Here is an 18,797-nt window from a genome sequence, read left to right as displayed (position 1 = left end):
CCCCGGGCAGCGGCGTCACTTGCGCTGCAGCGCGGCCAGCTCGGCCTCGGTGAGGATCTCGAACACCTTCACCACCTTGCCCACGCCGCTGGTGGCACGGGCCAGCTCGGTGGCGCGGTTGGCCTCGCGCTCGGTCACCCGGCCCATCAGGTAGATGGTGCCGCGCTCGGCCACCACCTTGAAGGCATTGGCCTGCAGGTCCTTGGCGTCGACGAAGGCGGCCTTCACCTTGCTGCTGAGGATGGCGTCGTTGCTGCGTGCCGACAGCGTGGTGGTGCCCATCACCGCCAGCTCGTTGACGGTGGCGCGCACGTTCTCGATGCGGGCCACTGCCTGCTCGGTGGCCACGCGGGCGGCCTCTGTCGGCACCTCGCCGGTGATCAGCACCGTGCGGTTGTAGCTGGTCACGCTGACGTTGGACTCGCTGCCAGCGGCCTCGCGCACCCGGTTGATCGACTTCAGCTCGATGGCCTGGTCTTCCAGCTGGGCGCCGCTGGTGCGGCGGTCTGTCACCGACAGCGCTGTGCCCACCATCGCCCCGCCCACGATCAGCGGTGCGCAGGCGCCCAGCAGGGTGGCAGCGGAGACGGCAGCGGCCAGCACGGCCATGCGGGATGCAGCGGAGATGCTCTTCTTCGGGGTCATGCGGGATCCTGTTCGCCCAGCAGTTGCAGATCGATCGCGTCACACAGGCAGTGCAGCACCAGCAGGTGGGTTTCCAGCACGCGCACGCGGCGGTCGTGCGGCACGGCCACCAGCACGTCGGTCTCGCCCAGCGCACCGCGCAAGGCGCCGCCGGTGCGGCCGGTGAGGGCGATCACGGTCATGTCCTGGCCCTGCGCGGCAGCCACCGCGGCCAGCAGCGCCGGGTGGTTGCCGTCGCTGTCGATCAGCAGCAGCAGGTCGCCGGGCTGGCCCAGCGTCTCGACCTGGCGCGACAGCACGGTGTCGAAGCTGGCGCCGGGCAGCACCGCCATCGCCGACAGCGCCGGGCCGTCCACACCCAGGGCCAGCGCGGCCAGGCCGGGCCGTTCACGCTCGAAGCAGCCGATCAGCTCGGCCGTCACCAGCTGGGCCAGGCTGGCCGAGGCGCCCAGCCCGGCCACCAGCACCCGGCCGCCGGCGGTGAGCCCGGCCACCAGGGCGGCCACGGCCTGCTCGATCGGGCGGCCCAGCACCTCGGCCGCCTGGTACTTGAGATCGGCGCTTTCGAAGAATTGCTGCTGGATGCGTTGCTCAAGCATGGTGCCGCATGATAGGCCAGGGGGTCAGCCGGCCTCGAAGGCGCCGGGCAGCCACTGCAGCTGCTCGCCGTCGATGGCCACCACGTCGAAGCGGCAGGGCGGCAGCACGGCCAGCCCCATCAGGTAGTGCTGCGCGGCGCGCACGATGCGCTGCTGCTTGAGGCCGGTGACGCTGGCCGCCGCACCGCCGTGGCTGCCGCCGGCACGCGCGCGCACCTCCACGAAGACCAGCGTGCCGTCGGGCGCGCGCAGGATCAGGTCGACCTCGCCGGCGCGCTGGCGCGGCCCGCCGGCCAGCCGATAATTGCGCTGCACCAGCTGCAGGCCCTGCTGCTGCAAGTGGGCCAGCGCCCGGTCCTCGGCGGCATCGCCCCGGGCCTTGGTGGTGGCACCCGGCGCCTTGGCGTCGCCCCGGCCTGAGCCCCAGCCCCAACCCTTGACCAACCCCATCTCCACCTCCCTGCTGCACCAGGCCGCCGCGGCCGCCACCGGTGGCCAGCACCACCCGGCGGGGGCACTGTACGTGGTGGCCACGCCCATCGGCAACCTGGCCGACATCACGCTGCGGGCGGTGCATGTGCTGGGTTTGGTGGATGCGGTGGCGTGTGAAGACACCCGCGTCACCGGCCAGCTGCTGCGCCACCTGGGGCTGGACAAGCCGCTGATCGCCCTGCACCAGCACAACGAGGCCGGCGCCGCGCGCGGCGTGGTCGACCGCCTGGCGCAGGGCCAGCGCATCGCCTACGCCAGCGACGCCGGCACGCCGGCCGTCAGCGACCCTGGCGCGGTGCTGGTGGCCGCGGTGGCCGCGGCCGGCCACCGGGTGCTGCCGATCCCGGGTGCCAGCAGCGCGGTGGCGGCGCTCAGCGCGGCGGGCGATGCGGCGGCCCAGGGTTTCGCCTTCCTCGGCTTTGCACCGGCCAAGGGTGCCGACCGGCGCGCCTGGCTGCAGGCGGCCAGCGCCGCGCCGGGCTGCCAGGTGCTGTTCGAGGCGCCGCACCGCATCGCTGCGCTGCTCGACAGCCTGGCCGAGGCGGCGCCGCAGCGGCGCATCACCCTCTGCCGCGAGCTGACCAAGCAGTTCGAGACCATCGCCACGGCGCCAGCGGCCGACCTGCCAGCCTGGCTGGCCGCCGATGCCAACCGCGGCCGCGGTGAGTTTGTGCTGGTGCTGCATGCGGTGCCGGTGGTGGCCGCGGCCGACGACGGTCTGCCGCCCGAGGCCGAGCGCCTGCTGGGCCCGCTGCTGCGCGAACTGCCGCTGAAGCAGGCGGTGGCGCTGGCAGCCGAGCTGAGCGGCGCGCCGCGCAATGCGCTCTACCAGCGGGCGCTGGCGCTGCGCGCTGCCGACGGCGAGGCGGCGGACGACGCGGCGGAATAGCCTGCCGATCAACCGGCCGACTGCGGCCGCACCTGGGCGTCGTGCTTCTGGCGGTGGATGCTGCGGCTGGCGTGGTCCTGCAGGCGGTGCAGGCGGTGGCGCTCCTGTGCCGTCACCGTGCCGTCGGCCTTGGCATGGCGCTCGGCCTGGCGGACATGGCGCTGCTGGTGGCGCAGGTGGCGGGTCTCGGCCTTGGTCAGCGAGCCATCGGCCACGCCGTGGGCGATGCGGGCTTCCTGCCGGGCCTGGCGGGCGTCGACCCGCGGCGTGTCGGTGGCGGCCTGGGCGGCGGTGATGCCGGCCAGCGAGAACAGGGCGATGGTGAGGGGGCGGGCAAAGCGCATGGTGACAACCTCGTGCGTTGGTGGTGGTGTGGGGATCTGGCAAGGCCCGGGCCCGAGCTTGCTGTCACAACGGCGCGCCGCAGCGGCCGGTGCACGCCGGCCATGCAAAGTAGTGTGAACCGCGTGCCGTTCCCGCCCGGGCCCACCGTCAGCGCGGCCACCCCCTGCTGCCTACAATCCCCCGATGATCAGCCGCGAACCCACCCTCGAACGCCTCGCCATCGCCCAGCAGCTGCTGATCGAGCCCTTCGGGCTGGATGAAGCCAAGCTGGCCCACGCCCTGGGCGTGATTGGCGAGCACCGCATCGACGATGCCGACCTGTACTTCCAGATCACCCGCCATGAGGGCTGGAGCCTGGAGGAGGGCATCGTCAAGAGCGGCAGCTTCAGCATCGACCAGGGCGTGGGCGTGCGCGCCGTGGCCGGCGAGAAGACCGCCTTCGCCTACAGCGACGACATCTCCGAGGCCAGCCTGCTGGATGCCGCGCGCACCGTGCGCAGCATCGCCGCGGCCGGCCAGAGCCGCCGTGTGAAGGTGGGCCGGGCGCCGAAGATCGCCACCAGCCGTGCGCTGTATGCGCCCACCGACCCGATTGCCACGCTCGACAGCGTGCAGAAGGTGGCCCTGCTCGAGAAGATCGAACGCATGGCCCGCGCCCGTGACCCGCGCATCGTGCAGGTGATGGCCGGCGTGGCGGCCGAATACGACGTGGTGCTGGTGGCCCGTGCCGACGGCACCCGCGCCGCCGACGTGCGGCCGCTGGTGCGGCTGTCGATCACCGTGATCGCCGAGCAGAACGGCCGCCGCGAGGTGGGCTCGGGCGGCGGCGGTGGCCGCTTCGGCCTGGGCTATTTCCAGGACGAGCAGCTGGTGCAGTACGTCGACCAGGCGGTGAACGCCGCGCTGACCAACCTGGACAGCCGCCCGGCCCCGGCCGGCGAGATGACCGTGGTGCTGGGCCCCGGCTGGCCCGGCGTGCTGCTGCACGAGGCGGTGGGCCATGGCCTGGAAGGCGACTTCAACCGCAAGGGCAGCAGCACCTTCAGCGGCCGCATCGGCCAGCGGGTGGCGGCCAAGGGCGTGACGGTGCTGGATGACGGCACCATCGCCGACCGCCGCGGCAGCCTGAACGTCGACGACGAAGGCCATGCCAGCCAGCGCAACGTGCTGATCGAGGACGGCATCCTGCGCGGCTACATCCAGGACAGCATGAACGCCCGCCTGATGGGCGTGAAGCCCACCGGCAACGGCCGCCGCGAAAGCTATGCCCATGTGCCGATGCCGCGCATGACCAACACCTACATGCTCAACGGCGACAAGACCAAGGACGAGATCGTCGGCAGCATCAAGCGCGGCCTGTACGCCACCAACTTCGGCGGCGGCCAGGTCGACATCACCAGCGGCAAGTTCGTGTTCTCGGCCAGTGAGGCCTATTGGGTCGAGAACGGCAAGATCCTGTACCCGGTCAAGGGCGCCACCATCATCGGCAACGGGCCCGAGGCGCTCAAGCGCGTCAGCATGATCGGCAACGACCTGGCGCTGGATTCCGGCGTGGGCGTGTGCGGCAAGGACGGCCAGAGCGTGCCGGTGGGCGTGGGCCAGCCCACGCTGCGCATCGACGGCATGACGGTGGGCGGCACCGCCTGACCCACCCGCCGCGGCAGCCATGCCCGACAGCAGCAGCGCAGCCGCGGCCCGCCCGGCGCCGGTGTCGCTGTTCTACAGCTATGCGCATGAAGACGAGAAGCTGCGCTGCGATCTGGAGCGCCACCTCAAGATCCTGCAGCACCGCGGGCTGATCCAGCCCTGGCACGACCGCGCCATCGTGCCCGGCGCGCTGTGGGACGCCGAGATCCACCAGCAACTGGCGCAGGCCGACCTGGTGCTGCTGCTGCTGAGCTCGTACTTCATGGGCTCCGACTACATCCTGGGCGTGGAGCTGAAGACCGCGCTGCGCCGCGCCGCCGAGGGCAGCGCCACCGTGGTGCCCATCCTGCTGCGGCCGCTGGACCTGGAAGGCCTGGACAGCGACGATCTGCCGCTGGCGCCGCTGTTGCAGCGCCAGGGCCTGCCGCGCGACCTGAAGGCGGTGACCAGTTGGCGCCAGCGCGAGGAGGCCTGGGTCAGCGTCTCCAAGGGCCTGCGCAGCACGGTGGCCGACATCCAGGCCCGTCGGTCGTCTGCACCGGCCGCGCCACTGCCGGCGGCACCGCAGACGCAGGCGATGTTCGGCACTGCTGCGCTGGCGCCGCTGGCCGATCCGCTGCTCGATGCGGTGCTGGACAACGCCGCCGCCGGCATCCTGGCGGCGCAGCAGGCGCGTGGCGGGCCTGCGCCGTCGACCGCTGCCCTGCAGCGCCAGGCGCTGGCGCTGATCGATGGCGACCACCTGCCCCGCGTGCTGTGGGTGGACGACCATCCCGAGGGCAACCTGGCCGAGGCCGACATGCTGGCGCGGCTGCAGATCGAGCTGGTGCAGGTGCGCAGCACCGAGGAAGCACTGGCGCGGCTGCGCAGCGACCCCGAGCCGTTCGACCTGGCGCTGAGCGACTGGCAGCGCCATGCCGAGGGTCCCGACGCCTGCCTGCGCCTGCAGCAGGCGCTGCAGCAGTCCGGGCTGCGCGTGCCGCTGGTGGTCTACCACGGCGGCTTCGACGCCGCCCTGCGCCGCGACCGGGCCGAGCGGGCGCGCCGCGCCGGGCTGTTCGGCGAGGCAGTGCTGCCGGGCGAGCTGCTGGCGCTGGTGCAGGCGGCGCTGCAGCGCGGCTAGGCCGGCGTCGGGCCCGCACGGGATCCACGCCAAGCCTTTCACGGTCTGGCCCCGCAAGCTTTGGGGCCAATTCAAAACCCCTTTACACTCCAGCCTGTCGAGGGGGGAGTAGCTGGTCACGGCCGGGGGCGCACAAGCCCCAGCATGTGGCCGCGGCATCCCGTCAGTACGGAGTATCCGCAGGCACCCAGGTGGGTTGCCGGCGTTGATCCCGGGACCGCAAAGGCGCACCCCGCGCTTTCGCAAGACCCTTCGGCGCGATCCTCAACCTTGCCCGCCGGTGTGCCTTTGCGCACGTGTGCCTGTGGGCGCCTTTGAACGGGAGTGTCCATGGACACCATCGCGCCGACCTGGCTCTGGGTCTTTTTCGTCTGCAGCGTGCTGGCCGCGCTGTTCGTGGACTTCGTCGTGCTGCGCAAGCAGGGCGCCCACGCCGTCGGCGTGAAGGAGGCGCTGAACTGGTCGATCATCTGGGTGCTGCTGTCCTTCGCCTTCAACGGCCTGTTCTGGTTCGCCGTCTGGCAGGACCACGGCACGGCCCTGGCCAACACCAAGAGCATGGAGTTCCTCACCGGCTATCTCATCGAGAAGAGCCTGGCGGTGGACAACATCTTCGTGTTCCTGATGATCTTCACCTACTTCGCGGTGCCGGCGGAGTTCCAGAAGCGGGTGCTGATGATCGGCATCATCGGCGCCATCGTGCTGCGCACGGTGATGATCCTGGTGGGCGCCTGGCTGATCCAGCAGTTCCACTGGATCCTCTACGTGTTCGGTGCCTTCCTGATCCTCACCGGCGTCAAGATGTGGTGGGCCGCCGGGCAGGAGCCCGACCTGGAGAGCAATCCCGCGCTGAAGCTGCTGCGCCGCATCATCCCGGTGAGCAAGAACTTCGATGGCGAGAAGTTCTTCACCCTGGAAAACGGCAAGCGCATCGCGACGCCGCTGTTTCTGGTGATCGTGCTGGTGGCGGTGACCGACGTGATCTTCGCGGTCGACTCGATCCCGGCGATCTTCGCGATCACGATGGACCCGTTCATCGTGCTGACCTCGAACATCTTCGCCATCCTGGGGCTGCGGGCGATGTACTTCCTGCTGGCTGCCATCGCCGCCAAGTTCCACCTGCTGAGCTACGGCCTGTCGGTGATCCTGGTGTTCATCGGCACGAAGATGGTGCTGATCGACGTCTACAAGATCCCGGTGGTGGTGAGCCTGGGCGTGGTGGTGGCGATCCTGGCGATCACCATGGTCTGGAGCGTCAAGACGGCGCCCAAGATCGACGCCAAGGGCAGCGAGGCGGGCTGACCGCCCTGCGCTGCGCGCGTGTGGATCACGCGCGCAGCCACATGGTGATCAGCAGCAGGGCGGCACCTGCCAGCAGATGGCAGGTGACCACCATGGCGGCCAGGCGCCAGCCCAGGTGTTCGGGCGACCGGCCCACGCCGATGGCATGGGCCGCACGGCTGACCAGCAGCAAGAGCCCGTAGCCGTGCAGCAGGGCAGCGGGCATGCCCGCCAGCTCCAGCAGCAACAGCAGCAGCAAGGCCAGCGGCACGTACTCGGCAAAGTGGCCGTGCACCCGCACCGCGCGCTGCAGTTCGGCGTGGCCGCCATCGCCCAGCGGCTGTTTCAGCACCACCCGCAGCCGCACCACCCGCAAGGCCAGGCCTGCATACAGCAGCGCCAGCAGGCCGGCATAGAGGCCGGTGGTGGCGGCTGCGGCGGGCAGCCCGGCGGCGTCGTTCACGGCGTGTCGTCCTCGGCCCGCTCGCCCAGGAAGCCGCCGCTCTGGTGTGCCCACAGCCGCGCATACAGGCCGCCGGCAGCCAGCAGGTCGTCGTGCCGGCCCTGCTCGACGATGCGGCCGGCATCCATCACCACCAGGCGGTCCATGGCCGCGATGGTGGACAGGCGGTGGGCGATGGCCACCACCGTCTTGCCTTCCATCAGCCGGTACAGGCTGGCCTGGATGGCGGCTTCCACCTCGCTGTCGAGCGCGCTGGTGGCCTCGTCCAGCAGCAGGATGGGCGCGTCCTTCAGCATCACCCGCGCAATCGCGATGCGCTGGCGCTGGCCGCCCGAGAGCTTGACGCCGCGTTCGCCCACATGGGCGTCGTAACCCTGGCGGCCCTTGGCATCGGCCAGGCCGGCGATGAAGGCCGAAGCCTCGGCCCGCTCGGCGGCGGCGCGCATCGCGTCGTCGCCGGCATCGGGCCGGCCGTAGAGGATGTTGTCGCGCACGCTGCGGTGCAGCAGGCTGGTGTCCTGCGTCACCATGCCCACCTGGGCGCGCAGGCTGTCCTGCGTCACCTGGGCAATGTCCTGGCCGTCGATCAGGATGCGGCCGTCTGCCACGTCATGGAAGCGCAGCAGCAGGTTCACCACCGTGCTCTTGCCGGCGCCCGAGCGGCCCACCAGGCCGATCTTCTCGCCGGGGCGGATCACCAGATCCAGCCCGTCGATCACCGTCTTGGTGCCGCCGTAGGCAAAGCGCACGCCCTCCAGCCGGATCTCGCCCTGGCGCACCACCAGGGGCTGCGCGCCGGGCGCATCCACCACCGCCCGCGGCCGGCTCAGCATCTGGATGCCGTCGGCCACCGTGCCCACATGCTCGAACAGCGTGGCCATCTCCCACATGATCCAGTGCGAGATGCCGTTCAGGCGCAGCGCCATCGCCGTGGCCGCGGCCACCGCGCCGATGCCCACGTCGCCCTGCACCCACAGCGCCAGTGCGGTGCCGGCGATGCCCATCACCAGGGCCATGCTCAGCGCATGAATCAGGATCTCGAAGCTGCTGGCCAGCCGCATCTGCGCATGCACCGTGGCCAGGAATTCGGCCATCGCGCCCTGGGCGTGGGCGGCCTCGCGCCGGTCATGCGCGAACAGCTTGACGGTGGCGATGTTGGTGTAGGCATCGGTGATGCGCCCGGTCATCAGGCTGCGGGCATCGGCCTGGCTCTGCGACACCTTGGCCAGCCGCGGCACGTAGTGGTGCAGCGTCAGGCTGTACAGCACCAGCCAGCCCAGCAGCGGCGCCAGCATCCAGGCATTGAAGCTGCCCACCACCAGCACCAGCGTGACGAAGTAGATGACGATGAACACCAGGATGTCGCACAGGATCATCCACACGTCGCGCACGGCGAGTGCGGTCTGCATCACCTTGGCGGCCACCCGGCCGGCGAACTCGTCGCCGTAGAAGCCCATGCTCTGGCCCAGCATCAGGCGGTGGAAGTTCCAGCGCAGCCGCATCGGGAAGTTGCCCGACAGTGCCTGCTGCTTGAGCATCGACTGCATCGCCACCAGCGCAATGCTGCCCACCAGCACCGCGCCCAGCGCCAGCAGCTTGCCACCCTCGTCGGCCCACAGCCGCTCGGGCGGCACCTTGGCCAGCCAGTCCACCAGGTTGCCCAGCCAGGCGTACAGCAGCGCTTCGAACACGCCGATGGCGGCGGTGAACAGCGTCATCGCCGAGATCCACTTGCCCAGGCCCTGCGTGCTGGCCCGCATGAACGGCCAGAAACCCGCCGGCGGCGTGGCCACCGCCGTCTCGGGGTAGGGGTCGACCAGGCGTTCGAAGGCGGCGAACACGCCCATCGTGTTCAGTCCTGGTCTTGCGCGCGCGCCAGGCGCTCGCTGCGCCAGTACACGTCGTCGCCGCCCAGGCCGTCGAGGTTGGCGCGGTTCAGCACCCGGGCCAGCACGAACAGCAGGTCGCTCAGCCGGTTCAGGTACTGGCGTGGCGCCTCGTTGACCGGCTCCTGCAGCGCCAGGTGCACCACGGCGCGCTCGGCGCGGCGGGCGATGGTGCGGCTGACATGGGCCAGCGCGGCGCTGCGGGTGCCTGCGGGCAGGATGAACTCGGCCAGCCGCGGCAGCGCGGCGTTGTAGTGGGCCAGCGCCTCGTCGAGCCGCAGCACGGCGTCGTCCTTCAGCAGCGTGAAGCCGGGGATCGACAGCTCGCCGCCCAGGTTGAACAGCTCGTGCTGGATGACCACCAGCAGGGTGCGCACATCGTCGGGCAGCGGCTCGGCCAGCAGCACGCCGATGCTGCTGTTGAGCTCGTCCACATCGCCCATGGCCATCACCCGCAGGTGGTCCTTGGGCACGCGGCTGCCGTCGCCCAGGCCGGTGGTGCCGTCGTCTCCGGTGCGGGTGGCGATCTGGGTGAGGCGGTTGGCCATGGCGAATCCTGTGGGGCGTTGGAGCGGGTGAAAGGGCGGCATCTTCGCACCACCGGCGCAGGCCGGGTGGGCACACCCGCATGCGACCGCACCGGCACAGGGCCCGGCAAAGGCCCTACCATCGCCCGCTGTCCAGCACCGCCACCGGAGACACCGCATGAACGCCCCCGTCGACATTGCCAAGATGCTGCAGCCGCGCCCCGTGCCGGCCGCGATGCTGGACGCGCTGAAGGCCCGCTTCGGCGAGCGCTGCAGCACCGCCCAGGCGGTGCGCGAGCAGCACGGCCGCGATGAATCGCCGTTCGAGGTGCCGCCGCCCGAGGCGGTGGTGTTCGCCGAGTCCACCACCGACGTGGCCGATGCCGTCAAGCTGGCCAGCCAGTACGAGGTGCCGGTCATCGCCTACGGCACCGGCTCGTCGCTGGAGGGCCACCTGCTGGCCGTGCAGGGCGGCATCAGCATCGATGTGTCGCGCATGAACCAGGTGCTGCGCATCAACGATGAAGACCTCACCGTCACCGTGCAGCCGGGTGTCACCCGCAACCAGCTGAACAACGCCATCCGCCACACCGGCCTGTTCTTCCCGATCGACCCGGGTGCCGACGCCAGCATCGGCGGCATGGCCGCCACCCGCGCCAGCGGCACCAACGCCGTGCGCTACGGCACCATGCGCGAGAACGTGCTGGCGCTGGAAGTGGTCACCGCCAGCGGCGAGGTGCTCCGCACCGGCACCCGCGCCAAGAAGAGCAGCGCCGGCTACGACCTGACGCGCCTGATGGTCGGCAGCGAAGGCACGCTGGGCATCCTCACCGAGGTCACGGTCAAGCTCTATCCGCAGCCGGAATCGGTGTCGGCGGCGATCTGCCACTTTCCCAGCATCGACGCGGCGGTCAAGACCACCATCGCCATCATCCAGCTGGGCGTGCCGATTGCCCGTTGCGAGCTGCTGGACGCCAACGCGGTGCGCTACGTCAACAACCACGACAAGTTGAGCCTGCGGCCCGCGCCGATGCTGCTGATGGAATTCCACGGCAGCGCCGCCGGGGTGGCCGAGCAGGCGCAGACGGTGCAGGAAGTCGCCCGCGACCACGGCGGCGAGGATTTCCAGTGGGCCACCACGCCGGAAGAGCGCACCAGGCTGTGGACCGCCCGCCACCGCGCCTACTTCGCCGGCATGTCGTCCAACCCCGGCTGCCGCACCGTGACCACCGACACCTGCGTGCCGATCAGCCGCCTGGCCAGCTGCATCGACAAGGCGGTGACCGAGGCCGACGAAGCCGGCCTGCCGTACTACATCGTCGGCCATGTGGGCGACGGCAACTTCCACATCGCCTACATGATCGACCCGGGCAAGCCGGAGCAGCGGGTGCTGGCCGAGCAGCTGAACGACCAGCTGGTGCACCATGCCCTCAGCCTGGAAGGTACCTGCACCGGCGAGCACGGCATCGGCCTGCACAAGCAGGGCTTCCTGGTCGACGAGGCCGGCGCGGCCACGGTGGAGATGATGCGGCTGCTCAAGCGTGCGCTCGATCCGAAGAACATCCTCAACCCGGGCAAGATCTTCGCCCTGTAGGCGCGCGGGCCGGGGGTGCATGGAACAATCTTGGGCAATTCGAGTTCTCAGGCCGGTACAGCCTGGATGCCATGCCCGACACGCCCCGCACCTTCACCGTCGATGACTTCGACTTCGACCTGCCGCCTGGGCTGATCGCCCAGCACCCGGCGCCCCAGCGCAGCGCTTCGCGCCTGCTCGATGGCACGGGCGCCGCACCGGTCGACCTGCGCTTCTCCGACCTGCCCGGGCTGCTGGCCCCGGGCGATTTGCTGGTCTTCAACGACACCCGCGTCATCAAGGCCAGGCTGTTCGGCGAGAAGCCCACCGGTGGCGCGGTCGAGGCGCTGATCGAGCGGGTGCTGCCCGCCGGTGATGGCCACACCCACGAGGTGCTGGCCCACCTGCGCGCCAGCAAGAGCCCGCGGCCGGGCAGCACGGTGCGCTTTGCCGACGGCGCCTTCGAGGCCGAGGTGCTGGGCCGCGGCGGGCCCGATGGCGGCCTGTTCCACCTGCGCTTCCCGTCCGACCCGTTTGCGCTGCTGGAGGCGCACGGCCATGTGCCGCTGCCGCCCTACATCACCCATGCCGACGGCGCCGACGACGTGGCGCGCTACCAGACGGTGTTCGCCGACAAGCCCGGCGCGGTGGCCGCGCCCACCGCGTCGCTGCACTTCGACGACGGCGTGCTGGCGGCTCTGGCCGCGCGCGGCGTGCAGCGCGCCCAGGTCACGCTGCATGTGGGTGCCGGCACCTTCCAGCCGGTGCGCAGCGCCACCCTGTCCGAGCACAAGATGCACAGCGAGTGGTACGAGGTGCCGCAGCCCACGGTGGACGCCATCAGCCGCACCCGCGCCGCCGGAGGCCGCATCGTGGCCGCCGGCACCACCACGCTGCGGGCGCTGGAATCGGCCGCGCTGGGCGGCACGCTGGTGGCCGGCGCGCGCGAGACCGATGTGTTCATCACCCCGGGCTTTCCGTTCCGCGTGGTCGACCGCCTGGTCACCAACTTCCACCTGCCGCGCAGCACCCTGTTGATGCTGGTGTCGGCCTTTGCCGGCCATGCGCACGCCCGGGCGCTCTACCGCCACGCCATCGAATCGGGTTACCGGTTCTTCAGCTACGGCGATGCCATGCTGCTGGAGCGCCGCGCGCCCGCCGTCACCAGGGCAGGTTGAGCGTCGCCTGCCAGCCCAGCGCCGATGCCTGGCCCGCGCGGCCGGCATTGCTGCGCAGCCACACGCCGCCCAGTGGCCCCTGCACGCCGACGCCCACCGCGTGCCAGCGTGCTTCGGCATCGAGCTGCAGCGCCCAGCCCGGGCCCAGTTGGCGCACCGGCAGCGCGGCCCACAGTGCCGGCAGGTCCAGGCCGCCGATGCGCTCCCAGCGGACGCCCACCAGGCTGCCGCTCGGCAAGGCCGGGATCAGCCGGTCGACCGCCATGCCCGCCGTGGCCGACCACTTGCGTGGCAGCCGCAGCCGCACGTCCTGCGCGCTGTTCTGGCCGTTGAGCAGCGGCTGGTAGTCCAGGTAGCCGCGCGGGTCCACCTGCCGGGTGCTCGACGACAGGCGCATGGTCTCGGTGGCCACCCGTGCGGTGCGCAGCCGCGAGACGCCGTCCACCAGCGACAGGTTGGCAAACCAGCCGGCGGCGGGCTGCCACAGCAGGCCGATGTCGCTTGTGAAGCCGCTGCCGGTGGCGTCCCGCGTGCCCAGGCCGCCGAACTGGCGGTAGGAGGCCTGCTGCAGCGTCGTGGCATCGAAGACATAGCCGGTGGCGCCGGCGTACTGCACCGAGCCCTGCACGTCGGTGATGCGCAGGCGGCGCACGCTCAGCGGCGTCAGGGCGGCGGTCAGGCGCAGGCCGGCGGCGTCGGCCTGGGCGGCAGGCAGCAGTGTCCAGCTGCGGGCCACGCGCAGGCCGGCCCAGACCACGCCCTGTTCATGGGCCGCGGCATCGAACCGGCTGCCGTCGGCCGGGGTCAGACGCTGCTTGTAGGCATGCACCAGGTCGAAGCTGCCGCGTGAACCGTCGACGAGGATGTCGCCACGCGCCGTGGCGGCCAGCTCCCAGCCGCGGTGTGTGATGCGCACCTCGACCCGGCTCTGCTGCAGCGCCAGGTTGTGGCCGTTGCGGGGGTGGTAGTCGGCCCAGTCGCCGGCGAAGCCGCGCACCGGCGTGGCGTCGCTGGCGCTGAAGTCGGCGGCTTCGGTCTGCACCTGCCAGCCCTGCGCAGCCGCCACCGGCAGGCGCTGGGGCAGCAGTCCGGGCGGCATCGCCGTCCAGTCCGGCGCCGCCTGGCCGCTGGTGCCCGCCAGCGTGGCCAGCACCACGGTGGCGGCGCGGGTCGCCCGGCCGACCCGGGCCCGGGCCGCGCTGCGGTCCATCAGTTCAGCGACTCGAAGGTGCCGTCCACATAGGTGATGCGGCCGCGGGCGTTGTCGATGCTGGCGGCCGCCCGGCCGCTGACGGTGACCGTGGCCGTGTTGACCCCGGCGACCAGCGACACGGTGACACCGCTGGAGTCCGCCAGCGTCAGCGATTGGCTGCTGCCGGTCTGGCTGCCGGTGGCCTGCAGGGTGATGGCGTCCTGCACATAGCGGCCGGTCAGCGCGATGGTGGGGGCATCGCTGCCCGCGACGGGCGTCTCGGTGGTCGACAGGCTCAACGTCACGACCGGGCGGTTGGGCAGGGTCAGGGTGCCGGTGAAGCTCACCGTCTCGGTGGGCGCGCTGGCGCCGGCGGCGGTGCTGCGCGTGCCCTCCAGCGTGCCGATCAGCACCTCGGCCACGGTGCCGCTGGTGCCGGCCGCCGCAATGCTGCCGGTGAACGCCACACGGTTGGGCACCAGGTCACCCAGGCTGTCGATGCCGAAGCGGTCGGCCACCAGGCGCCCGGTCAGCGCGCCCTTGGCCGTGCTGATGCGGGCTGCCAGCGTGAGGCTGGCATCGGCCAGCTGCGCCTCGGTGGGTGCCGCGTCCGACGGTGCATCCAGCGCGACGGGCAGCACCACGGCCGACTCGCCACCGCTCGACAGGTCCACCGTCAGCGATGCCGCGGTGGCGCCCACCGGCACCACGCCGAAGCTGCCGCCGGTGAACGCCACCTTGGTGGCGCCACTGCTGCGCGCCGTGACCGTGGCCGCGATGTTCACCGCGAAGCGTGCGGCCTGCAGCGTGCCGCTGCTCGTCACGCCGGGCGGCAGGTCGCCCACCAGCTGCAGGGCGGTGGGCCGGTCACCGACGATGGTGGCGCCGAAGCTGCCGCTCAGCGTGGGTGTCAGGTTGCGCTGCACCAGGCCGTTGCTGGCGCTGTCGTGGAAGCGGCTGCGGGTGTTGGCGATGTACGGGATGGCGGCCGGGTAGGTGCGCGCCGAGGTGTTCAGCAGCACGCTGCGGCGGTACTGCACCACGCCGTTCTGCGCCGTGGGCAACACGCCCTTGTTCAACGAGCAGCCCACCCAGCGGGCGTCGTTGGCCGAGGTGGCCGCGACCGCGCCGGTCGCGTACGGTGCGCCCGGCGCGCCGTCTGCGCCGACCTGCTTGTCGTCGCCACCGAACATCGCCGGGAAGCTGCCGCTGAACACCGTGCAGCCACCCGGCAGGCCGGGAATGCTGACGCTGTTCGGGTTGGTGGTGGCGCCGTTCATGTAGTCCTGCCACAGCGTCAGGCCCACCTGGGCCAGGCGCAGCAGCTGGCCGGTCTCGTCCGTCACCACCAGCGCCTCGTTGCGCAGCGAGTCGTCGAAGGCGCGCAGGCCGTCGGCCAGGCCGGTGTCCAGCGGCGCCGACTGCAGCGAGGCCGCATTCGAACGCAGGCGGTTGAAGAACAGCTTGGCCTTGGCCACGTCGGCCTGGTCCTGCGCCGGCACGTCCAGCTTCACCGGCGGCGCCTTGCCATCGGCGGAGTTCTTGACCTCGGTCTCGATCTCCTTCAGGCGCTTGTTGTCGGCGTCATCGCTGGAGACGGTCTTGCCGGTCTTGTTCTTGTCGTCGCTGGCCGCGGCCACCAGGGCATCGCCCAGGCCGACGAAGTTCTTGTTCACCGACGCGGTGGCGCTGCCGCTGGTCTTGTCCACGGTCACCGCCTTGGCGATCTGGTCGGTGGCGCACTTGATCTTCTTGCCGGTGTCGGCGCCGGCACTGGTGAAGCAGGCCAGCGTGGTGGCGTCGGTGGTGGTGGGCGCGGTGGCGGCCAGCGTCGACACCGCGGCGTTCAGCAGCGCGTACTTCTTCTGGGCCTCGGTGGCATCGGCAGGCGCGGTCTTGCTGTAGTCGATGGGCTTGGTCGCCACCGGGTCCACGCCGATCAGGTCGAACACCACCTTGGTGGCGTTGGCGATGTTGGTGCTGCTCAGGCCGCCGGAGTCCTCGGCGATCTTGGTGGCCAGCTCGGTGTACGGCGTGATGGATGCGCTCTGGATCTGCGTGCTGCCGCCGGCCGGCGCGGCCACCACCAGGGTCGAGCGCAGCTTGAAGTCGTCGGGCAGGGTCTGGTCGGCGCCGGTGGCTTCGTCGGCGGTCTTGGTCTTGCCGGCCACCACCGTCACTTCCAGCTGCACCGGGCCGCTGTAGCTGCCCAGATCGAGGGTGTAGCTGCCGTTGTCGTCGGTCTCCTTGGAGGTGATGACATCGCCGCGCGTGCCGTCGTCCTTCACCTTGTAGGCGGTCACCAGGGCCTGCTTCAGCGGGCCCTTGCTGGCCACCCCGCTGACGCTGGTGCTGGCCGACGGTTGGGCGGTGTCCGGCGTGTCGCCGCCGCCACCGCCGCCTCCGCAGGCAGAGACCAGGACCGAGGTGAGGATGGCGGGTGCGAGGACGCGGAGTTTCATGGGCGATGGACTGGCAGAGACGGAAGGACCCCTCGAACAAGGGGATTGACAAACAACTTCCGAATGCTGCCGAAAAGTCGCTCTGAGTGGGCCTGCTTCGCCCGCCAAAGCCCGGCGACGCCGTGACGGATTGCCGGATGGCCCGGGCGCTGTGCCATGGCGCCACAGGCCTGCTCCATCCTGGCGAAATGGGTGGGCGCCTTGCGTTCGGTCAAAGGCCGGCCCGTGCCGCGCCGCACCATGGCGCCGTCGACCGCTTGGTCTTTGTTGGAGAAGCAGATGTTCCCCCCACGCACCACCCTGGCCGCGCTGGCCGCCGCCGCCATGCTGGCCGCACCCCTGGCCCAGGCTGCGGGCAACGACGTCACCATGCTCAAGCTGGCCACCAATGCCGGCTGCATGACCTGCCACCACATCGAGCCCGGCGGCAAGGGCCCCGACGGCCTGCCGCCCATCGGCCCGGCCTGGCGCGAGGTGTCGGCCAAGTACAAGGGCCGGAAGGACGCCGCCGACCAGCTCACCCACACCGTGCTGGCCGGCTCCAACCCCTACGAGAGCCACTGGAAGGGCAAGGTCTCCGGCCTGGCCATGCCGCCCAATGCCGTGGCCATCAAGGAGGCCGACGCCAAGCAGCTCGTGAAGTGGATCCTGTCGCTGGAAGCCGGCAAGAAGTCCTGATCTGCGGGCCCCCGGGGCGCCGATGCGGGCTGCGACAATCGCGGCCATGCTTCGTTTCGACCTTCTCGCCACCGAGGGCCAGGCCCGCCGCGGCCGCCTGACGCTGAACCACGGCGTGGTCGAGACGCCGATCTTCATGCCGGTGGGCACCTACGGCACCGTCAAGGGCGTGCTGCCGCAGTCGCTGCACGCCATGGGCGCGCAGATCATCCTCGGCAACACCTTCCACCTGTGGCTGCGGCCCGGGCTGGACGTGATCGCGCAGTTCAAGGGCCTGCACGGCTTCGAGGGCTGGGGCAAACCCATCCTCACCGACAGCGGCGGCTTTCAGGTCTGGAGCCTGGGTGGCGCCGACGGCAGCGGCCGCAAGATCAGCGAGGAGGGCGTGCGCTTCGCCTCGCCGGTCAATGGCGACAAGCTGTTCCTCACGCCCGAGGTCAGCATGCAGGTGCAGACCGTGCTGGACAGCGACATCGTCATGCAGTTCGACGAGTGCACGCCCTACCAGACCGCCGGCCACCTGACGACCGAGGCCGAGGCCCGCAAATCCATGGAGCTGAGCCTGCGCTGGGCGCAGCGCTGCCAGACGGAATTCGCCCGCCTGGAGAACCGCAACGCGCTGTTCGGCATCGTGCAGGGCGGCATGTTCGAGCACCTGCGCCAGGAGAGCCTCGATGCCCTGGTGGCGATGGACTTTCCCGGCTATGCCATCGGCGGCGTCAGCGTCGGCGAGCCGAAGGAGGAGATGCTGCGCATCATGGCCCACACGCCGCACCGGCTGCCGGCGCACAAGCCGCGCTACCTGATGGGCGTGGGCACGCCCGAGGACCTGGTCGAAGGCGTGGCCGTAGGCGTGGACATGTTCGACTGCGTGATGCCCACCCGCAACGCCCGCAACGGCCATTTGTTCACCCGCTACGGCGACCTGCGCATCCGCAATGCCCGCTACAAGACCGATGCGCAGCCCATCGACGCGACCTGCAGCTGCCAGGCTTGCAGCACGGGTGTCAGCCGCGCCTACCTGCACCACCTGGACCGGTGTGGCGAGATGCTGGGGCCGATGCTCACCAGCATCCACAATCTGCACTTCTACCTGCAACTGATGCGCGAGATGCGCGACGCCCTGGATGCCGGCCGCTTCGGTGCCTGGCGCGCGCAGTTCCACACCGACCGGGCCCGCGGCGTCTAGCCGCCCCGCACCCCACCCACCGACCCACCCTGCGCCGGCCCGCACCGCGGCCCGCGCGCCCCACCGGACACCCCACGCCCCATGGCGACATCCACCCGATCACGGCGCCAGCCGCCGGCGCCACCCGCCGAGACCGCCGCGCCCGTTGCCCAGCCTGCCGCGCCCGGCCCTGCGCCGGCGCGCAAGACCGCCGCCAAGAAGGCGGCCAAGCCGGCCGCCAAGACCGCTGCCAAGACGGCTGCACGGACGCTTGCCAAGACCGCCGCCCCGTTGGCGGCGGCAGAGCCGGCCCCGCCCGTGGCTGCAGCGCCAGCCGCCGCTGAACCCGCAGCCGCCAAGACGGCGCCGGCGAAGAAGGCGCCGGCGAAGAAGGCGGCCGCCAAGACGGCTGCGGCTGTCAAGCCTGTCGCCAAGAAGGCGGTGGCCAAGAAAGCCGCGGCGAAGAAGCCGGCGGCTGTCGCGCCTGCCGCGGCGCCCGCGGCAGCGGCCGTCGAGCCTGCGGTGATCGAGGTTGCGGCGCCCGTGCCTGCACCGGCGCCCGAAGCCGCCCCGGTACCCGCCACCGCCCCGGCCCGCGCGCGCCGCAACCGCCGCCCTGCCGCGCCGCCGCCCGATCCGCAGGCCGAAG

Annotated in this window: 17 protein-coding genes and 1 pseudogene; 9 read left to right on the top strand and 9 right to left on the bottom strand. The window is 71.2% G+C overall.

The window, feature by feature from the left end; genetic code table 11:
- Positions 1-15: 15 nt before the first annotated feature.
- Genes FFT10_RS26710 through FFT10_RS26700 form a run of 3 tightly spaced genes read right to left on the bottom strand, consistent with a single transcriptional unit; the run spans position 16 to position 1,694 of the window.
- The gene (locus FFT10_RS26710) at positions 16-645 is read right to left on the bottom strand and encodes a BON domain-containing protein (protein ID WP_137735937.1); all 630 of its coding nucleotides are present in this window, start codon (positions 643-645) and stop codon (positions 16-18) included.
- Positions 642-1,244: an SIS domain-containing protein gene (locus tag FFT10_RS26705; protein WP_137735936.1), complete on the bottom strand. Its 603-nt coding sequence runs from the start codon at positions 1,242-1,244 to the stop codon at positions 642-644. Before FFT10_RS26705 ends, FFT10_RS26710 begins: the two co-directional genes overlap by 4 nt.
- A 24-nt stretch (positions 1,245-1,268) precedes the next feature.
- The gene (locus FFT10_RS26700; RefSeq protein WP_137735935.1) at positions 1,269-1,694 is read right to left on the bottom strand and encodes a YraN family protein; all 426 of its coding nucleotides are present in this window, start codon (positions 1,692-1,694) and stop codon (positions 1,269-1,271) included.
- Here FFT10_RS26700 and rsmI point away from each other — a divergent pair.
- A complete protein-coding gene (rsmI, locus tag FFT10_RS26695; protein WP_228027339.1) occupies positions 1,681-2,625 on the top strand; it encodes a 16S rRNA (cytidine(1402)-2'-O)-methyltransferase in 945 nt (314 codons plus the stop codon). The two genes, FFT10_RS26700 and rsmI, sit on opposite strands and share 14 nt — an antisense overlap.
- An 8-nt stretch (positions 2,626-2,633) precedes the next feature.
- Here rsmI and FFT10_RS26690 read toward each other — a convergent pair whose 3' ends face one another.
- Positions 2,634-2,969: a hypothetical protein gene (locus FFT10_RS26690; RefSeq protein WP_137735934.1), complete on the bottom strand. Its 336-nt coding sequence runs from the start codon at positions 2,967-2,969 to the stop codon at positions 2,634-2,636.
- 184 nt (positions 2,970-3,153) lie between these two features.
- Between FFT10_RS26690 and tldD the strand changes: the two genes are divergently transcribed.
- The 3 genes from tldD (at position 3,154) to FFT10_RS26675 (ending at position 7,042) form a co-directional block, all read left to right on the top strand.
- Entirely contained in the window at positions 3,154-4,617 is a 1,464-nt protein-coding gene (tldD, locus tag FFT10_RS26685; RefSeq protein WP_137735933.1) for a metalloprotease TldD, read from the top strand.
- Between the two features lie 19 nt (positions 4,618-4,636).
- A complete protein-coding gene (locus FFT10_RS26680) occupies positions 4,637-5,740 on the top strand; it encodes a TIR domain-containing protein (protein ID WP_137735932.1) in 1,104 nt (367 codons plus the stop codon).
- Positions 5,741-6,070: 330 nt separating this feature from the next.
- Positions 6,071-7,042: a TerC family protein gene (locus FFT10_RS26675; protein WP_137735931.1), complete on the top strand. Its 972-nt coding sequence runs from the start codon at positions 6,071-6,073 to the stop codon at positions 7,040-7,042.
- Positions 7,043-7,067: 25 nt separating this feature from the next.
- Here FFT10_RS26675 and FFT10_RS26670 read toward each other — a convergent pair whose 3' ends face one another.
- From FFT10_RS26670 to FFT10_RS26660, 3 genes are read right to left on the bottom strand one after another with little or no spacing between them, the layout of a single operon-like run.
- Entirely contained in the window at positions 7,068-7,484 is a 417-nt protein-coding gene (locus FFT10_RS26670) for an MAPEG family protein (protein WP_228027338.1), read from the bottom strand.
- Positions 7,481-9,325 (bottom strand): ABC transporter ATP-binding protein, encoded by a 1,845-nt coding sequence (locus FFT10_RS26665; RefSeq protein WP_228027340.1) that lies wholly within the window; start codon positions 9,323-9,325, stop codon positions 7,481-7,483. The genes FFT10_RS26670 and FFT10_RS26665 overlap by 4 nt, the downstream gene beginning before the upstream one ends.
- A gap of 11 nt (positions 9,326-9,336) precedes the next feature.
- A complete protein-coding gene (locus FFT10_RS26660; RefSeq protein WP_137735929.1) occupies positions 9,337-9,918 on the bottom strand; it encodes a cob(I)yrinic acid a,c-diamide adenosyltransferase in 582 nt (193 codons plus the stop codon).
- A 157-nt stretch (positions 9,919-10,075) separates the two neighbouring features.
- Between FFT10_RS26660 and FFT10_RS26655 the strand changes: the two genes are divergently transcribed.
- Positions 10,076-11,491: an FAD-binding oxidoreductase gene (locus FFT10_RS26655; RefSeq protein WP_137735928.1), complete on the top strand. Its 1,416-nt coding sequence runs from the start codon at positions 10,076-10,078 to the stop codon at positions 11,489-11,491.
- A gap of 71 nt (positions 11,492-11,562) precedes the next feature.
- Entirely contained in the window at positions 11,563-12,648 is a 1,086-nt protein-coding gene (gene queA, locus FFT10_RS26650) for a tRNA preQ1(34) S-adenosylmethionine ribosyltransferase-isomerase QueA (RefSeq protein ID WP_137735927.1), read from the top strand.
- Here queA and FFT10_RS26645 read toward each other — a convergent pair.
- Entirely contained in the window at positions 12,632-13,858 is a 1,227-nt protein-coding gene (locus FFT10_RS26645) for a hypothetical protein (RefSeq protein ID WP_137735926.1), read from the bottom strand. The two genes, queA and FFT10_RS26645, sit on opposite strands and share 17 nt — an antisense overlap.
- Positions 13,858-16,302 (bottom strand): hypothetical protein, encoded by a 2,445-nt coding sequence (locus tag FFT10_RS26640; protein ID WP_137735925.1) that lies wholly within the window; start codon positions 16,300-16,302, stop codon positions 13,858-13,860. Before FFT10_RS26640 ends, FFT10_RS26645 begins: the two co-directional genes overlap by 1 nt.
- A 279-nt stretch (positions 16,303-16,581) precedes the next feature.
- Between FFT10_RS26640 and FFT10_RS26635 the strand changes: the two genes are divergently transcribed.
- From FFT10_RS26635 to FFT10_RS26625, 3 genes and pseudogenes are all read left to right on the top strand, one after another.
- Positions 16,582-16,980, top strand: coding sequence for a c-type cytochrome (locus tag FFT10_RS26635; protein WP_137735924.1), 399 nt, complete (start codon positions 16,582-16,584; stop codon positions 16,978-16,980).
- 46 nt (positions 16,981-17,026) lie between these two features.
- The gene (gene tgt, locus FFT10_RS26630) at positions 17,027-18,169 is read left to right on the top strand and encodes a tRNA guanosine(34) transglycosylase Tgt (protein ID WP_137735923.1); all 1,143 of its coding nucleotides are present in this window, start codon (positions 17,027-17,029) and stop codon (positions 18,167-18,169) included.
- 81 nt (positions 18,170-18,250) lie between these two features.
- Positions 18,251-18,797: pseudogene (locus tag FFT10_RS26625) on the top strand (hypothetical protein); the annotation flags it as partial.

This window comes from Pseudaquabacterium pictum (assembly GCF_005403045.1).
In the GTDB taxonomy this organism is placed as follows: domain Bacteria; phylum Pseudomonadota; class Gammaproteobacteria; order Burkholderiales; family Burkholderiaceae_C; genus Pseudaquabacterium; species Pseudaquabacterium pictum.
The sequence above is the reverse complement of the archived record's forward strand: the minus strand, read 5'-3'. Positions and strand labels throughout refer to the sequence as shown.

What these genes read in the sequence shown, in the direction of transcription:
- FFT10_RS26635 (WP_137735924.1), top strand. Translation starts at nt 16,582, where the DNA reads ATGTTCCCCCCACGCACCACCCTGGCCGCGCTGGCCGCCGCCGCCATG.
- FFT10_RS26700 (WP_137735935.1), bottom strand. Translation starts at nt 1,694, where the DNA reads ATGGGGTTGGTCAAGGGTTGGGGCTGGGGCTCAGGCCGGGGCGACGCC.
- tgt (WP_137735923.1), top strand. Translation starts at nt 17,027, where the DNA reads ATGCTTCGTTTCGACCTTCTCGCCACCGAGGGCCAGGCCCGCCGCGGC.
- FFT10_RS26645 (WP_137735926.1), bottom strand. Translation starts at nt 13,858, where the DNA reads ATGGACCGCAGCGCGGCCCGGGCCCGGGTCGGCCGGGCGACCCGCGCC.
- FFT10_RS26705 (WP_137735936.1), bottom strand. Translation starts at nt 1,244, where the DNA reads ATGCTTGAGCAACGCATCCAGCAGCAATTCTTCGAAAGCGCCGATCTC.
- FFT10_RS26680 (WP_137735932.1), top strand. Translation starts at nt 4,637, where the DNA reads ATGCCCGACAGCAGCAGCGCAGCCGCGGCCCGCCCGGCGCCGGTGTCG.
- FFT10_RS26640 (WP_137735925.1), bottom strand. Translation starts at nt 16,302, where the DNA reads ATGAAACTCCGCGTCCTCGCACCCGCCATCCTCACCTCGGTCCTGGTC.
- FFT10_RS26660 (WP_137735929.1), bottom strand. Translation starts at nt 9,918, where the DNA reads ATGGCCAACCGCCTCACCCAGATCGCCACCCGCACCGGAGACGACGGC.
- FFT10_RS26655 (WP_137735928.1), top strand. Translation starts at nt 10,076, where the DNA reads ATGAACGCCCCCGTCGACATTGCCAAGATGCTGCAGCCGCGCCCCGTG.
- FFT10_RS26710 (WP_137735937.1), bottom strand. Translation starts at nt 645, where the DNA reads ATGACCCCGAAGAAGAGCATCTCCGCTGCATCCCGCATGGCCGTGCTG.
- FFT10_RS26690 (WP_137735934.1), bottom strand. Translation starts at nt 2,969, where the DNA reads ATGCGCTTTGCCCGCCCCCTCACCATCGCCCTGTTCTCGCTGGCCGGC.
- FFT10_RS26675 (WP_137735931.1), top strand. Translation starts at nt 6,071, where the DNA reads ATGGACACCATCGCGCCGACCTGGCTCTGGGTCTTTTTCGTCTGCAGC.
- queA (WP_137735927.1), top strand. Translation starts at nt 11,563, where the DNA reads ATGCCCGACACGCCCCGCACCTTCACCGTCGATGACTTCGACTTCGAC.
- tldD (WP_137735933.1), top strand. Translation starts at nt 3,154, where the DNA reads ATGATCAGCCGCGAACCCACCCTCGAACGCCTCGCCATCGCCCAGCAG.